Raw genomic sequence first — 16,267 nt, 5'->3', positions numbered from 1 at the left:
TCCGATCCTATCCGGCCTCCTGACACTCCCTGCAGGCACCGGCCTGCAAGGCACCGGCTGCAGGCACCGCCCTGCAGGCACTAGCCTGCAGGCAATAACAAAAACCACAGGTCACCTGGCAGCACCGACAGGTGACCTGTCAGTGTCGGTTGTTACGGTGGAACCATGGCGCATCCCAACCAAACAGCTGTCCCCGCCGTCCCCGTCGCTGCGGCGATCCGGAGAACGGCCCCCGAGGCGCCCCCCGCGGCGGTCCGGACTGTGGCCCTCGAGGCGGTCCACATTGCGGCCCCCGAGGCGCCCCCCGCGGCGATCCGCGCTGACCTTCCCGCCGGGTCCTCGGGCTGGGTCCGGGTCCGCGGTGCCAACGAGCACAATCTGCGCAGCGTGGACGTGGATATCCCGCGCGACTCGTTCGTCGTCTTCACCGGCGTCTCCGGCTCAGGCAAATCTTCGCTGGCCTTTGGAACTATTTTCGCCGAGGCGCAGCGGCGTTATTTCGAGTCCGTTGCCCCTTATGCGCGGCGCCTGATCGATCAGGCCGGTGTCCCTGAGGTGGCTTTATTGGACGGCCTGCCGCCCGCCGTCGCGCTCAAGCAAGCCCGCGGGGCAACCAGTTCGCGTTCCTCATTAGGCACCATCAGCTCAACGTCGGACGTGCTCCGGCTGCTGTTCAGCCGCGCCGGGACCTATCCTGAGGGCGCCGAGCACCTGCCGGCGGCCGCCTTTTCGCCCAATACCGTTGCCGGCGCCTGCCCCACCTGCCACGGAGGGGGCGTTGCCCGGAGCACCACGGAGCAGCTATTGGTCCCGGATCCGTCCCTGTCGATCGACGACGGCGCCATCGCGGTCTGGGCGAACAGAGGCTGGCAGGGCGTGAACTACCGCAGAATCGCTGATGAACTCGGCTACGACATCCACGTTCCGTGGTGCAGGCTTCCAGCCAAGGACCGCCGGCAGATCCTGTTCGGCGACGAGGAGCCAACGGTCGTGGTCCACGCCCGTGAAGGCGGCAATAAGCGGCCCTACAACGGGACCTGGCAGTCCGCGGAAAAGTATTTGTTGCGCACGTACGCCAAGACCGAAGCCGCGTCCCAGCGCGCCCGGCTGGAGCCGTTTATGATCACCGGCCCGTGCCCCACCTGCCACGGCAAACGGCTGCATCCGCAGGCTCTGGCAGTGACCTTTGGCGGGTTCGACATTTCGGAGCTGGCGGCGATGCCGCTGTCCAGCCTGAACGAGGTACTGAACGTCGGCTTAACGGCACAGGCCCTCGGCCCGGACAGGCATGGTGCGCCCGCTGCCTCCGCCGCCCGGTCCCTGGTCAAAGATCTCAGCAGCCGGGTCGAGGCCATCATCCGGCTCGGTCTGGGCTACTTGTCGATGAGCCGCTCCAGCGTGGACCTTTCGCCCGGGGAACTGCAGCGGATCAGGCTCGCCGGTGCGCTGCGTTCCGGACTCTTCGGTGTCCTCTACGTGCTGGACGAGCCGTCTTCCGGCCTCCACCCGGCGGATGCCACCGCCCTCTATGCCTCGCTGCGCGACCTCATCGGCGCCGGAAACTCATTGTTCGCCGTGGAGCACGACCTTCAGATAGCGCGGCGCGCAGACTGGATTGTCGACGTCGGCCCGCAGGCCGGAAGCGCGGGCGGCACGATCCTTTACAGCGGACCACCGGAAGGTCTGGAGCGGGTACATGAATCGGCGACGGCGGCGTTCATGTTTCCGTCCGGGGGCACCCCCGCTCACACCGTCCGGGAGCCGTCGTCCTGGCGGACCTTCGGGCCCTTGGCCCGCAATAACCTGCAGGACATCACGGTCCGGATACCGCTGGGCGTGATGACAGCCATCACGGGCGTGTCCGGCTCCGGCAAGACCTCCCTGCTGACCGAGCTGATCAACTCTGTTGAATCCCAGCAGGGTGAATCCCCCGGTGGGGACGGCGGGCCGGATGGGCGGGGCGCTGATCCTGCCGGCGCTGCTGGCTCAGCGTCTGCCGGGGCGGCTGCGGTGGCGCCGGAACGTGTCATTTCCATCGACCAGAAACCTATCGGCCGTTCGCCGCGTTCCAATCCCGCCACCTACACCGGCCTGTTCGACGGCGTCCGGCACCTCTTCGCAGGCGCAGCGGAAGCGGCCGCCAGAGGCTTCACTGCCAGCCGATTCTCCTTTAACGTCGACGCCGGACGCTGCCCTACCTGCCGTGGCGAAGGATTCATCAGCGTGGAACTGATATTCATGCCGGACGATTACTCCCCCTGCCCTACGTGCCACGGCTCGCGGTACAACCCCAAAACCCTTGAAGTCACGTACCGCGGCGCGAACATCGCCGAGGTGTTGGACATGACAGTGACCCAGGCCCAGGAATTCTTTTCCGATTCGCCCTCCGTGGCCCGGTCGCTTAACGCACTGTCCGACGTGGGGCTGGCCTATCTGCGCCTGGGGCAGCCTGCCACCGAGCTTTCCGGCGGCGAAGCACAGCGCGTCAAACTTGCCACTGAGCTTCAGCGGCCGGGGAAAACCGGCACCATTTTTGTCCTAGATGAACCCACCGGCGGTCTGCACCCGGCAAATGTCCGCGATCTCATCGCCGTATTTGGAAGGCTCACAGCCGCAGGTAATACGGTCATCACCGTGGAACACAACATGGACGTTGTCGCGGCGTCGGATTGGGTAATAGAGCTCGGCCCGGGCGGCGGGGACAAGGGCGGCCAAGTCATTGCCGCCGCCACCCCGCCGGAACTGCTCACCATCAAGGCCAGCGTCACGGCACCTTATCTGGCTACGGTGATGGCGGCCGGCTGTACTCCGTAGAATGTGACGATCGATCCACCCGACTTCGATACCGGCCTGGTCACGGAGCTCTACGCGCCTCTCACGTCGACCAGCCAGAGCGCCGAACCATATGCGCGCTTCACCGCGGCCACGGCGCTACCGATCCATCTTCCTGGCCGGCCCAACCTCCACACTCCTGCCCGACGATGACACCGCACTTCGGGCTCTCCGCAGCATCCGCGTGCATCTGGCCGAAGGGGGCTCCGCGCTGGTCCCCCTCCTTATCCTCTCGCCACGCCCGTGAAGCAGTTCGGGCTTGTCGAAGAGTCGACGGCGACGGATGGCGCCGTCCTGCGGCCGCAGGGCTGGCGACGGTAGCTGTCCAGAATGCGGACGGACAGCCACCGGCAGCGGATGCCAAGGAATTCATCTTTCTCCTTAAAACCGACGCGTAAACTGCACGCGCAACATCAGCGGCCGGACCATTAGGAGCCGTATGAACTTTCCTCGTTCCCTCACCTTGCGACCGGCCGTTGCCGACATGGTACGACCCAGCGGCCTGGGCCCCGGCGGCGTCCGCCCCGGCGTCCCGGCGTCCCCTGCAGAATGCGTCACCTCGGCATGAGGACGTACCGCCTGAACTGGATAAAGTGCTCATGGACCCAGGCTAATCCCCGATCAATAGTTGTATTACTGATCAGTAACATGGCCCCGGCCGCACTGAACCGCGATAGTGAATCGCGGTGAAATTGTAGGTTTGCTACACAGATAGCCAGCCGATCCCTCATTAGACTGGGGAGGACGTTCCCTGCTTTGTTTGTTTCCTACTTAACGCGCCGCTGGTTAACGCGCCGCTGGCCGTGCGTGCGGGCCGGACCGAAAACTTACTGACTGCAGCACCTGACCTAAGAACCTGAACAGCCAACCGAGCCGGAGAGCATATGAGCCATGATCTGACGACAACCGCAGGCAAGATCGCGGATTTCCGTGACCGGCTGACGGCGGCCGAGCAGCCTTCCGGCCCTGCCGCCGTCGAAAAGCAGCACGCCCGGGGCAAGCACACCGCCCGCGAGCGCATCGACATGTTGATCGATCCGGGCTCCTTCACCGAGTTCGATGCCCTGGCAATACACCGGTCCACGGCCTTCGGCATGGAGAAGAAGAAACCCTTGGGCGACGGCCTGGTATCCGGATACGGAACCGTGGACGGCCGGCCCATCGCGGTCTACAGCCAGGACTTCACCGTTTACGGGGGCTCGCTCAGCCAGGTAAATGGCGAAAAAATCGTCAAGGTCCAGGAATTCGCCCTCCGCAACGGCTGCCCCGTCGTCGGCATCCTGGACGGCGGCGGCGCCCGCATTCAAGAGGGCGTCGCCTCGCTGGCCATGTTCGCCGACATCTTCCGCAACAACGTCCATGCCTCAGGAGTGGTCCCGCAGATTTCACTGATCATGGGTCCCTCCGCCGGCGGCGCCGCGTACTCCCCCGCGCTGACCGATTACGTCATCATGGTGGACAAAACCAGCCACATGTTCATCACCGGCCCCGACGTGATCAAAACCGTCACCGGCGAGGACGTGGACATGGAGACCCTCGGCGGCGCCCGCCAGCACAACGCCACCACGGGGACCTCCACCTACCTCGCCACGGATGAGGCCGACGCCGTCGAGTTTGTCCGCGAGCTGCTGGATTTCCTGCCATCCAACAACCTGGCCGAGGGTCCCGTCACGGAACACGAGCAGGAATTGGAGGTCGACGACGGCGATCTGGCCTTGGATGCTCTGGTTCCGGACTCCGCCAATCACCCCTACGACATGTGCGCGGTGATTGAACAGATCGTCGACGACGGTCATTTCTTGGAAATGCAGGCCCTGTACGCGCCGAACATCATCATCGGCTACGGCCGCGTTGAGGGACACACCGTCGGCATAGTGGCCAACCAACCCATGCAGTTCGCGGGCACGCTGGACATTAACGCCTCGGAGAAGGGCGCCCGCTTCGTCCGGCACTGCGACGCGTTCAACATCCCGATCATCACCCTCGTGGACGTGCCCGGTTTCCTGCCCGGGAAGGACCAGGAGTTCCAGGGCATCATCCGCCGCGGGGCCAAACTGCTCTATGCCTACGCCGAGGCGACCGTTCCGAAGCTGACCGTCATTACCCGCAAAGCCTATGGCGGAGCGTACATCGTGATGGGTTCCAAGAAGCTCGGCGCGGACCTGAACCTGGCGTGGCCCACCGCCCAAATCGGCGTGATGGGAGCCCAGGGAGCGGTGAATATCCTGTACCGCCGCGAGCTGGCCGCCGTCGGCGAGGCCGGCGGAGATGTTGAGCAGAAGCGCCAGGACGTCGTCCGCCAGTATGAAGAGGAGCTGCTCAACCCCTATCAGGCCGCCCAGCTGGGTTACGTCGACGCCGTCATTGCGCCGTCGGACACCCGGATCGCCCTGGTGCGGGGCCTGCGCGCGCTGCGGGACAAGCGGGCCAGCCTGCCGGCAAAAAAACACGGAAACATTCCGCTATGAGTACCGACACCTCCCAACCGGCCACCGAGCCGATGGTCGACCAAGGCCGGTCACGGCCGCGTGGCGGCCTCTCTGCCGAACCCACCCCGGTGGCCGAACCCCAACCGCGGGTCAAGCCCGCCGAGACCCCGGTCCTGCAGATCCTCAGGGGCACGCCGTCGGCCGAGGAACTGGCCGCACTGGCCGCCGTCGTGTTCTCTCTACAGCCGGCCGAAGACGACGCCCCCGTACGCCCCGCGCAACGTCATTGGGTGCGCCGCGCGGCGCTGAACCTCGCCCCGAAGCCAGGGCCTGGAGCATGGCGCCGCAGCCGGGCATAACGGCTGGCGGCCATCCGCAGCGTGATCCTGCATGCACTGATTGCAGTGCATGCACTGCAATCAGTGCATGCAGGTTTGCGGAAGGACTGTGGCCTGGCCGCTGGAGCTACCGAACCGAACTCCGGGGCGGCGCGTCAGGCCCTGCGTGCGGGCAGCAGTTCGCGGAGCAGCGCGGCAGTCACGGCTCCGTAGGCAAGGTGCGGGATGATGTCACTCATCCAGTCCACAACGGACCAGGATTTCGGGTCGGTGATGCCCAGCGCACTCATCGGCCCGTCCGCGCCGGCCATCGCGGCCGCAGCGGCCAGCAGGGCGCTGGTTGCCGGCCCCGGATGCAGACCAGCGGAACGTGCACACCCAAAGATGGCGCCCACACCGATCCCCGCCGCCAGCCCTGTCATCGGTCCCAGCCCGGCCACTCGGTTCTTCCGTTCTTCGCCGCTGCCGGGAATTTTCAGGTGGGCAACCTCAGCGACCTTTTCCACCGTCTTTTCGGGAGTATCGCTGGTCGGTCGACCGCGCAGGACCATGTCCAGATAGGTGACGGCGTTCAGGGCGGTGGTGCCGGCGGCTCCTGCTGCGGCGCCGCAAAGCATACCTCGTACCAGTTTCATGACTCCGGTCTACCATGGATGGTGTCGCTGTGGCACCCCTCCGCGAATGGTGGCCATCGTACTGGCGAAGCTGTCCTTCCTATGGAAAAACTCTGGCGGTAGGCTCGTCCGGGTGACTAACGACGCGCTGAAACCGACCCGCACGCCCACCGTCATCGACGCCGTAGCCGATGCCTACACGAACCGGCTGCTGGAGCTGGATCCCGGTTTCGCCACGGAGCTGGGGCTCCCCGGCCACGAAACCGAGTACCGCGACTATTCCCCGGCCGGGCACGATGCCATGGCTGCCGCGGCTAGGCAGACGCTGGACCATCTGGCCGCCCTGGAGCCGGAGGACGGCGTGGACGCGACCACGCTGCATGCGATGCGCGAGCGGCTCGGACTGGAGCTGGAGCTGCATGCCACCGGCTGGAATCTGGCGGACCTGAATAACATCGCCTGCCCGGCCCAGAACATCCGTGCCATTTTCGATCTGATGCCCACGGCCACGGTGGAGCAGTGGGAACACATTGCCGGTCGGCTGGCCAACGTTCCGGCAGCGATGGACGGCTACATCGAGTCCCTGCGGGCCGGTGCCGGGTGCGGTCTCGTCGCTGCCCGCCGGCAGGTGGAGAACGTGATTGAACAGGCCGAACGGCATGCTGCCGAGGACGGATTTTTCGTCACCCTGGCGGCCAATGCACGGCTCGACCGGCCTGAAGCGGCCGACGGCGGCGCCGAAACCGGGAGCGTGCTTCCGGCGGATACCGCCAGCCGGTTGGCCGACGGCGCGCAGTCAGCGCGCCGGGCCTATCAATCACTCACCGATTTCCTTCGTGGCGAGCTGCTGACCGCGGCACCGGCGAAGGACGCCGTCGGCCGTGAGCGCTACGAACTGGCCTCGCGCGCTTTCCTGGGTTCCGCAGTCGACCTTGAAGAAACGTATGCCTGGGGCGTCGAGGAGCTGGAACGGATCATCGCCGAGCAGCAGCAGGTGGCCGAACAGATTAATCCCGGTGCCGGCATTGCGGAGGCCAAGGAGGTCCTGAATGCGGATCCGGCGCGCCAGCTGCAGGGAACCGCGGCGCTGCGGGACTGGATGCAGGAGCTTGCGGACAAGGCGGTGGCGGAGCTGGCCGGCGTGCACTTCGACATTCCACACATCATGCGCACGCTCGAATGCAGAATCGCACCGACCCAGGAGGGCGGCATTTACTACACCGGTCCCAGTGAGGATTTCTCCCGCCCGGGCCGGATGTGGTGGTCGGTTCCGGCTGGCGAGGCTTCCTTTACCACTTGGGCGGAGACAACGACGGTTTATCATGAGGGCGTGCCGGGGCACCATCTGCAGGTGGCCACCACCACGTACCAAAGCGGGCTGCTGAATACATGGCGGCGCAACGCCTGCTGGGTCTCCGGACACGGCGAGGGCTGGGCACTCTACGCCGAGCGGCTGATGGACCAACTGGGTTATCTCTCCGATCCGGGCGACAGGATGGGCATGCTGGATGGTCAGCGGATGAGAGCCGCGCGCGTGGTCTTCGACATCGGGGTTCATCTGGAGCTGCAGATCCCGCCGGCCTGGGGGCAGGGAACCTGGACGTCTGAGACGGGGCTTGCATTCCTGCAGCAGAATCTGGACATCAGTGCCGGTCAGCTGGACTTCGAGTTCAACCGGTATCTGGGCTGGCCCGGGCAGGCGCCGTCATACAAGATCGGACAGCGGATATGGGAACAGATACGCGACGAGTGCCGGCTGCGGGAGGGTGCGGATTTTGATCTTAAGGCCTTCCACACTCAGGCGCTCAATCTTGGCTCCGTCGGTCTGGACTCGCTTAAGGCTGCCCTTCTGGGGTGAGGTTCTTCACAGCAGATCGAGGAATACCCAAAAATGCGCCGGATGGCGCCGATCTGGCGGCCTCGGGAATAAATCACGGTCGTCATAATTCGCAACATGGACTGGAATATGCTATCGGCTCGGTCATAGCGTATGGGAGTGACTTCAACCGCCCAGAACCCCACCGTCCACAAGCCCGGCCGTAAGCTGCCTAAGTGGGCTGCATCCTTTGGCGTCCAGATCATCGCCGCGCTCATCATCGGCCTGGCACTGGGCCTGATCGCCAAATCCTTGGGTACGGGTCCTCAGGCCGTCCCGAATGGGCTGGGCACGGCACTGACCACCATTGGCAGCAGCTATGTCTCGCTGCTGCAGGCCGCCGTCGTCCCGCTCATTTTTACCGCCGTCGTCAGCTCCATCGCGAATCTGAGCCAAGTCGCCAATGCGGCGAAACTCGCGTGGAACACGCTGCTCTGGTTCGCCGTCACCGCGCTGATCGCTGTGAGCATCGGCATCGGCCTGGGTCTGCTGTTTCAGCCGGGCGCCGGCACCGACAAGACCGCCCCCACCAGCTACACCGGCAAAACCGGAGACTGGTGGTCCTTCTTGACGGGCTTGTTCCCCAAGAACTTCCTGGGTTTGGGCGCAAATTCGACGGTGGCACAGTCTGGGACCGTCACCACCTCCATCAGCTTTAACGTGCTGCAAATCCTGGTGATTGCCATCGTCGTCGGCATCGCCGCCTTGAAGGTCGGCAAGGCTGCGGACCCGTTCCTGAAACTCAACGCTTCCGCCCTCGCCGTGATCCAGAAGCTGCTCTGGTGGGTCATCCGGGTGGCCCCGATCGGCACTGTCGGCCTGATCGGCCACGCCGTCTCGACCTACGGCTGGGACACCATCGGTTCGCTGGGGAAATTCACCGTGGCCATCTACGCCGGGCTCGTGCTGGTGCTGTTCGTGGTCTACCCGATCCTGATCCGCAGCCACGGGTTGTCCATCAAGGCGTACTTCTCCGGCGTCTGGCCCGCGGTTCAGCTCGGTTTCGTCTCCCGGTCTTCGATTGGCACCCTTCCGCTCACGCAGCGCGTCACCGAGCGCAGCCTCGGCGTCCCCCGCGGCTACGCGTCCTTCGCCGTCCCGCTGGGTGCGACCACCAAGATGGACGGCTGTGCGGCCATCTACCCGGCAGTCGCCGCCATCTTCGTGGCGCAGTTCTTCGGCATCCATCTTGAGCTGAGCCAGTACCTGCTGATCGTGCTGGTCTCCGTCCTCGGCTCCGCCGCAACGGCCGGGACCACCGGCGCCGTCGTCATGCTGACATTGACGCTCTCCACCCTCGGCCTGCCGCTTGCCGGCGTCGGGCTGCTTTTGGCCATCGACCCCATCATGGACATGGGGCGCACCGCTGTCAATGTTGCCGGCCAGGCTCTGGTTCCGACCATCGTGGCCAAGCGCCAGGGAATCCTCGATCTGGCCCTGTACAACGCTCCGCGGAACGGCGACCCGTTCGCCGACGACACGCCCGCAGAGGATGCGGCGAACGTCGCCGGTGCGGCAGAGGCCGCGGATGCCCGCGACAAGGAACTGTCCCGCGTGTAGTTCCGCCGCAAGCACACCGTAAGAGCCCGCTGCATCAGCCGCCCAGCCGATGTGACGGGCTCTTATATTTGGGGCCGGCGTTCACATCCGACGAAGGCTGCCGTCGGCGAAGCGTCCCGTCGGCGTGCGTAGCAGCTCAGTTGTTCGGCTTGTCCCTGACCGCTCGTTCTATCAGTAGCTCCGTCCCACGCAGTGCAGCTACTTCAGCGGGGACGTCGCCGCTGAGGAGCGTGGAGTTCGGCCAGGGCAGGTCGGCGTCGGGGCTGGAGGAGGCGACGTACTTCCTCGCCTGGTTTAGGCCGTCCTTGAACGGGCCGCCGGCCCGGTTCCAAGCAGGGAAGCGCACCGCTGTATATCGAGTCCCCCACCACGCGGTCCAGCGTCGAAGTGGGCTGCCTTCAGTTCGTCGTCGTCCATAGGACCATGCTTGTGGTCGATTGGTCGTCTTGCGAGAATCAGTCCATGACGAAAGAAGTGCAAATCACGTTCGACTGCGCCGACCCCGCTGGGCTGGCGGCCTTCTGGGCCGAGTTGCTCGGCTACCGGGTGCAACCGCCGCCCGACGGATTCAACTCGTGGGATGCGGCCCTCGAAGCGTTTGGCGTGCCGCGCGACCAGTGGAACTCACGTTCAGCGATCCTCCCCATCGAGGGCCCACATGCGCGCGTCTTCTTCCAACGCGTGCCTGAGGGCAAGGTCGTCAAGAATCGGCTTCACCTCGATGTACGTGTGGCGCCCGGCCTCGAGGGTGACGATCGGATGAACGTCCTCGAAACCGAGGCCAATCGATTGGAGGCGCTCGGTGCGATTCGCGCCTATCGGGTCGAGCCCGACAAGGCGACGATGGAGTCCGGTTTCATCACGATGCACGATCCGGAGGGAAACGAGTTCTGCCTCGACTAAGTTCTGCCTCGACTAAACGGAGAGGTTCTAGAAGCATTCTCAATTCGGCAAATCTCGCGCAGGTGTCGATGTAGATGATCACCGCTCGTCACGTTCCGACGACACGAGGCCCGAGGCGTAGCCGGGAGCCGTAGCGACGATCCCACGGGGCATGTTCCTTGACCGCCGCTGCCAGAGACTCCTCAACTCGGCTAATCAGCTGCTGCATAGGCCAATGCTAGGAGATACATCTCCATTTGTTATCAACGACCGCTGTGACTGCCCCACACCTCAAACAACCCTGTGGCGCCAAGTACTGAAACCCACACTCCTTGCACTCACTGCATAACTTGCACCGAGTGCACCTTTGCCTTTATCGTGGAACCGTGACAATCGTAGAGGAAGCCGCCATCCCGTCCCGGCGCGAGTTGAACAAGGCCGCCACCCGGGAGGCCATAGCGACGGCCGCGCTGAAGCTGCTGCGGGCCAAAGGCATGAACGGCTTCACCGCCGATGACGTCGCCAATGCGGCAGGTGTTTCGCGTCGCACTTTCTTCAATTACTTCTCCAGCCCGGAAGCGGCCATCGCCAGCTTCACGCAGAAATATCTGGGCACCGTCATCGAGCAGCTCCTCCTGCGTCCGCGGGACGAGGCATTGCTGGAATCCGCGCAACATGCGCTGACCGCCGTCGAACCCAAGGATCTGGCCACTCTGGCCGAAACCTTCGCGCTCACCCAGGGCGACGCGCAACTCTCCCGCTTCCAACTCGAGGCCTGGGATAACTGCAGCAGCAAAATCATCACCGCAATCGGGAGCCGCCTCGGCGGACTCGACGCGGCCGCGGGTGCCGCGCCAGGCTCCACCCCCCTGGATGCCAATGGCGAGCTCTACCTGCACGCCCTCGTCCAGTCGGTGATTGCCTGCGGTCGCGCGGCGGTCGAGGTTTGGTTCCGACGTCACGGTGAGGACATCAGCCCCGCCTCGCTCGCACAGCTTCGGGAGCTTCTCGTCAGCGCCATCGGCCACCTGCGGACCGGCTTCCACAGCTGACTTCTGCTTCAGTGCAGGCAACATCCACCGCAGCTGAACATCCACCCATCAAGAAACGGAACCATCATGGCCTTGCTGCTCTACCGCCTCGGCAAATTCTCTGCCCGACGCCACTGGTGGGTGATATCCGCATGGGCACTTATTGTGGTGCTGGTGGGCGGTTCCGCACTGCTTTTCCACGGCCAGACGTCCAACAGCTTCAAGATCCCCGGCACCGAAACCCAACAGGTGGCCGACAAGCTCAAGGCCGATCTGCCCCAGTCCTCCGGCGGCAGCGGCAGCGTTGTCTTCGCCAGTGCCGGCGGAACTCCCTTCACGCAGGCGCAGAAGGACGCCATCAGCGTCGCCCTGAAAAAGGCCGCGACGGTCCAGGACATCCGCGGCGTCACGGATCCCTTCAGCACGCAGGCCACCCTCGACGGCGCCGCCGGCCAGATTGCCGACGGCGAAGCGAAGCTCACCGATGCCCAAGCCAAGCTCGATGCCGGCAAACCGCAGCTTGACGCCGCCGCGGCCCAGCTGACGTCATCGGCGCAGAACCTGGACGCGGGCCAGCGGCAGCTGGACCAACAGAAGGCTGCCGCAGCAGCATCGGGCAGCGCCAGCACCGCCGCCCAGCAGTCCCAACTGGCCGCTGCGCAGGCCCGGATCAACCTGGGCCGGCAGCAGCTGGCAGCGGGGCAGGCCAGCTACGACCAGAACAAAAAAACGTACGACGACGGCGTGGCCGAAGTTGCGCGCCAGCGCGCCACCCTCGATCTGGGCAAGCAGCAGGCCACGGCCTCGCAGGCCATCCGTTTCGTCTCCGCCAACGGGCAGGCCGCGATCGCCCAGATCCAGTTCACCGGTTCGATCGACGGCGTCAGCCCCGAGGTCCGCACCCAACTCCAGGCAGCCGTGCAGCAGGCCGCGGCATCCGGCGTGCGGGTGTATCCGAGCAAGGAAATCACCCAGGACGTTTCGGAAATCTTCGGCACCGCCGAAGTCATTGGCATCGCCGTGGCCGCTGCCGTGCTGATCCTCATGCTGGGCACCATGGTCGCCGCTGGGCTGCCGCTCATCATGGCCATTATCGGAGTCGCCGTCGGGGTGGGCGGCGGCTTTGCCCTCAGCGGCGTGGTCGAGATGTCCTCCATCTCGCCCATCCTCGCGCTGATGCTCGGCTTGGCCGTCGGAATCGATTATTCGCTGTTTATCGTCAACCGGCACCGGCAACAACTGCTGACTGGAATGGCTCTTGAGGAGTCCGTGGCCAAGGCCACCGGCACCTCGGGTAACGCCGTGCTGTTTGCCGGACTGACGGTGGTCATTGCACTCTCCGCCCTGACCGTCTCCGGGCTGCCGTTCCTGGGCGTGATGGGCGTCGCAGCCGCGGCCACCGTCGCCGTTGCGGTCATTGTGGCCTTGACCCTTACCCCGGCACTGCTGGGCCTGATCGGGACCAAACTGATTTCCAAACGTGCCTGGGCCAAAGCCACGGCGCAGCATGGAAGACACGTCGCGGCGGACGACGCCACTGCGGACACGGCCAAGAGCGGCAAGGGCTGGGGCGGGTTCGTTACCCGGCACCCCGTGCTCACCCTCGTCACGGCCGTCGTCGCGCTCGGCATTGTCGCCCTCCCGGCAGCGGGCCTGCGGCTGGCCCTGCCGGATGGCGGCTCGGAGCCCGTGGATTCCAGCGCCTATCAGGCCTACCAGCTGACCGGGAAGAACTTCGGCGAGGGCGTTAACGGGCCCATCATCGTCGTTGGCTCGCTGCCTGCAGGGCTGAATGCCACCGACGCCCAGGCACTGGAGCTGAAGGTGGCCGACGAACTGCGCTCGGTCCCCAATGTCGTTGCGGCGGTACCGGCTGCCCTCAGCGAGAACCGCCGGACCGCGGTGTTCCAGATCGTCCCCACCGAGGGGCCGGCCAGCGCCAGCACCGTCCAGGTTGTCGCCGATCTGCGGGCCAAGGGCGCTCAGATCAGCAAAGATACAGGTGTCACCATCGGGCTGACCGGACAGACGGCTGCCAACGTGGACGTCTCCAACAAGCTCGGTGACGCCCTTCCGCTGTACCTGGTCGTCGTCGTCGGCCTCTCGCTGGTGCTGCTGCTGCTGGTCTTCCGCTCCATCCTGGTGCCGATCCTGGCCACCGCCGGCTTCCTGCTGTCCCTCGCGGCGGCGTTCGGAGGCGTGGTGGCGGTGTATCAGTGGGGCTGGCTCAGTGCCATCTTCGACGTTCCCAACCCGGGGGCGGTGCTCAGCTTCCTGCCCATCATTCTGATTGGCGTGCTCTTCGGCCTGGCGATGGATTATCAGGTGTTCATTGTCTCCGGCATGCGTGAGGCGTACGTCCACGGTCAGAGCGCCAAGCAGGCGGTGCGGACCGGCTTCAGCCACGCCGCCCGGGTGGTGGTGGCCGCCGCCATCATCATGACCAGCGTCTTCGCCGGTTTCATCTTCAGCCATCTGACCATGGTCCGGCCGCTGGGCTTCGCGATGGCCTTCGGTGTGCTGCTGGATGCCTTCGTGGTCCGGATGACCATCATCCCGGCGGCCATGCACCTGCTGGACAAGAGCGCCTGGTGGATCCCGCGCTGGCTGGACAGGATTCTGCCGGACGTGGATGTTGAGGGCGCCAAGCTGGAGAAATCCACGGTCCGCACCGACGGGACACACCCGGGCGACGCCGCCGATGGGGCGGCCGAGGGGGCGCCCGGCGAGTTGGTGGACACCACTTCCTGAGCCGTCCTCTCCACACCCACCCGCCCGCTGGGGCGAGCGTGGAGACCCGCCGCTAAAATCCTCCGTGGAGGGGCAGATCACCACACTGGATTCGGTGTCCGAGGATGGGCGAGTCCTAGCCAGGCGGACACCGACGGCGGATACTGAGGACATGTCCGAAACTCAGGCGGGCGCGAATCCGTCCGCAACCACCCCTGCAGCCGTCCCCGCCCCGAATGTCTGGCCGGCCCTGCAGGCCCGCGACGCCGTCGCCCTGATCGATTACCTCGTGGACTGCTTCGGTTTCCTCCGAACGGCCGTCTATATGGACGGGGAGGCCGTGGCCCACGCCCAGCTGGACTGGCCCGAGGGCGGGGGCATCATGCTGGGCAGCTATAAGCCGGCGGGCCCCTTCACCCTGGAACCGGGCACCTTTGCCGCCTATGTGGTGTGCTCGGATATCCCTTCCCTGCATCGGCGGGTGCTGGACCACGGCGGCCTGGCGGTGACGGAACCGGCACAAACGGACTACGGCAGCCTGGATTTCTCGGCCAGTGACACCGAGGGAAACCACTGGACCTTTGGCACCTACCGGGGCGAACCTCGGACTCCGCCGGCAGAGTCCTGAAGCCGCAGATGGAATCACACAGCCGCCCGTTCACATGGGCTGCCATTGAGCCCGGTGCGTTCGCCGCGCACGAGAATCTTCCCGGCGGCCTTCTGGGTGGCTCGCTGCGGGCCGATGGGCTGCGGCCAGAGGTGCGCGCATCCTGGGAGCGATCGCTGCGGTACCTTCAAGCACCAGCGGCTGCCCGACCGCCGCTTCTCTGGGACGATGAAGAATTCGAAATCTACCGAGGTGGCCATCCGATGGCCGCTGTTTTGCCCGTCATCGCCCAACTCCTCGTCCAGCCAAGCCACGACACCGGGCTGCTGGTCGCCATCGGTGACCAGCACGGCAGGTTGCTGTGGGTGCAAGGCGACCAGGATTCACGGGCCAAGGCGACCCGGATCAACTTCGTCGAAGGGGCGGACTGGTCCGAGGCCGCCGTCGGCACCAGTGCTCCCGGCGCCGCGCTGGCCACGGACAAGAGCATCCAAATTGCCGGTGCGGAGCACTTCAATTTCGGCGTTCATCAGTGGAGCTGCACGGCGGTGCCGCTGCATGATCCGGACTCCGGGTCCGTGCTGGGCATCGTTGATGTCACCGGCGGCAGCGAGGCCGTTGCCCGGCACACGCTCTCGCTCGTGAACGCCACGGTGGCGGCCGCCCAGGCCGAGCTGCGGATCCAACGCCTGCAAGGAGGGACCGTGGAATCCGGACGGCAGGCCCGCAGGCCCGCGAGGGCCGGGCCGGACGCCGGCCGCGACAGCCTCCACATCCTCGGCCGGGACCAATGTGTGCTCAACCTCAACGGGCGCCCGGTCAAGCTCAGTGAACGGCACACGGAAATCCTTACGGTCCTGGCCCTGAACCCGGCCGGTCTTCCCGCGGACGAGCTGGCGCCATGGTTTACCCGCAGGGTACGCCCGTGACCACGGTCCGCGCCGAGCTGGTGCGGCTGCGGCGGCTGCTGCTCGCGCACGGACAAGGCATGGTCCCGGAATCGCGGCCCTACCGGTCGCCGACGGAGCTGGTGGTTGATGCCCAGCAGGTGCTCGAATATCTGAACCGCGGTGCGCATCGCCTTGCCCTTCGTGTCTACCGCGGCCAGGTCCTTCCGTCTTCCGAGGCGCCGGCCGTCGTCGAGCTGCGGCACCGCGTCTCCGGTCTGCTGCGCGAAGCCGTGCTCAGCCATGCCGGCGTGGAGGTTCTGCTGGCCTACCTTCAGCTTCCGGAGGCACGGGAGGACGACGACGCCTGGCTCACCGCTCTGCGCCTGTTGCCGGCGCGCTCACCTCGGCGCGCCGGCATCGTCGACCAGCTGGAACGGCTGCAGGCCGCGTCCGGTTGACCGGCGCTTCAGCCGCGCCT

At 65.6% G+C, this 16,267-nt stretch carries 12 protein-coding genes; 11 read left to right on the top strand and 1 reads right to left on the bottom strand.

Translation table 11 applies throughout. From position 1 onward, the window contains the following. Positions 1-165 precede the first annotated feature (165 nt). From ACLLJI_RS04580 to ACLLJI_RS04570, 3 genes are all read left to right on the top strand, one after another. On the top strand, positions 166-2,814 hold the full coding sequence (locus ACLLJI_RS04580; RefSeq protein ID WP_434618454.1) for an ABC transporter: 2,649 nt from the start codon (positions 166-168) through the stop codon (positions 2,812-2,814). Between the two features lie 902 nt (positions 2,815-3,716). Then, positions 3,717-5,300: an acyl-CoA carboxylase subunit beta gene (locus tag ACLLJI_RS04575; RefSeq protein WP_283562177.1), complete on the top strand. Its 1,584-nt coding sequence runs from the start codon at positions 3,717-3,719 to the stop codon at positions 5,298-5,300. After that, positions 5,297-5,620, top strand: a complete 324-nt coding sequence (locus ACLLJI_RS04570; protein WP_434618451.1) for an acyl-CoA carboxylase epsilon subunit — start codon at positions 5,297-5,299, stop codon at positions 5,618-5,620. Before ACLLJI_RS04575 ends, ACLLJI_RS04570 begins: the two co-directional genes overlap by 4 nt. Positions 5,621-5,754: 134 nt before the next feature. Here the strand turns inward: ACLLJI_RS04570 and ACLLJI_RS04565 are convergent, their stop codons facing one another. Beyond that, the gene (locus ACLLJI_RS04565) at positions 5,755-6,234 is read right to left on the bottom strand and encodes a hypothetical protein (protein WP_434618448.1); all 480 of its coding nucleotides are present in this window, start codon (positions 6,232-6,234) and stop codon (positions 5,755-5,757) included. Between the two features lie 112 nt (positions 6,235-6,346). Between ACLLJI_RS04565 and ACLLJI_RS04560 the strand changes: the two genes are divergently transcribed. The 8 genes from ACLLJI_RS04560 to ACLLJI_RS04525 all read left to right on the top strand — a co-directional run bounded on the left by ACLLJI_RS04560 (position 6,347) and on the right by ACLLJI_RS04525 (position 16,247). Next, positions 6,347-8,071, top strand: coding sequence for a DUF885 domain-containing protein (locus tag ACLLJI_RS04560; protein WP_434618445.1), 1,725 nt, complete (start codon positions 6,347-6,349; stop codon positions 8,069-8,071). Between the two features lie 138 nt (positions 8,072-8,209). Then, complete coding sequence (locus tag ACLLJI_RS04555; RefSeq protein WP_434618442.1) at positions 8,210-9,649, top strand: dicarboxylate/amino acid:cation symporter; 1,440 nt, start codon at positions 8,210-8,212, stop codon at positions 9,647-9,649. 462 nt (positions 9,650-10,111) lie between these two features. Continuing rightward, on the top strand, positions 10,112-10,552 hold the full coding sequence (locus ACLLJI_RS04550; RefSeq protein ID WP_434618439.1) for a VOC family protein: 441 nt from the start codon (positions 10,112-10,114) through the stop codon (positions 10,550-10,552). 365 nt (positions 10,553-10,917) lie between these two features. Then, positions 10,918-11,583: a TetR/AcrR family transcriptional regulator gene (locus tag ACLLJI_RS04545; RefSeq protein WP_434618436.1), complete on the top strand. Its 666-nt coding sequence runs from the start codon at positions 10,918-10,920 to the stop codon at positions 11,581-11,583. 66 nt (positions 11,584-11,649) lie between these two features. Next, on the top strand, positions 11,650-14,313 hold the full coding sequence (locus tag ACLLJI_RS04540; RefSeq protein WP_434618433.1) for an MMPL family transporter: 2,664 nt from the start codon (positions 11,650-11,652) through the stop codon (positions 14,311-14,313). 151 nt (positions 14,314-14,464) lie between these two features. Continuing rightward, complete coding sequence (locus tag ACLLJI_RS04535; RefSeq protein ID WP_434618430.1) at positions 14,465-14,920, top strand: VOC family protein; 456 nt, start codon at positions 14,465-14,467, stop codon at positions 14,918-14,920. Between the two features lie 8 nt (positions 14,921-14,928). Then, positions 14,929-15,828: a hypothetical protein gene (locus ACLLJI_RS04530; RefSeq protein ID WP_434618427.1), complete on the top strand. Its 900-nt coding sequence runs from the start codon at positions 14,929-14,931 to the stop codon at positions 15,826-15,828. Continuing rightward, positions 15,801-16,247 (top strand): hypothetical protein, encoded by a 447-nt coding sequence (locus tag ACLLJI_RS04525; RefSeq protein WP_434618424.1) that lies wholly within the window; start codon positions 15,801-15,803, stop codon positions 16,245-16,247. Before ACLLJI_RS04530 ends, ACLLJI_RS04525 begins: the two co-directional genes overlap by 28 nt. The last annotated feature ends 20 nt before the right edge of the window (positions 16,248-16,267 follow it).

This window comes from Arthrobacter sp. A5 (assembly GCF_051131705.1).
In the GTDB taxonomy this organism is placed as follows: domain Bacteria; phylum Actinomycetota; class Actinomycetes; order Actinomycetales; family Micrococcaceae; genus Arthrobacter_M.
Note: the sequence above shows the minus strand (reverse complement) of the source record. Positions and strands in the feature narration are given on the sequence as shown.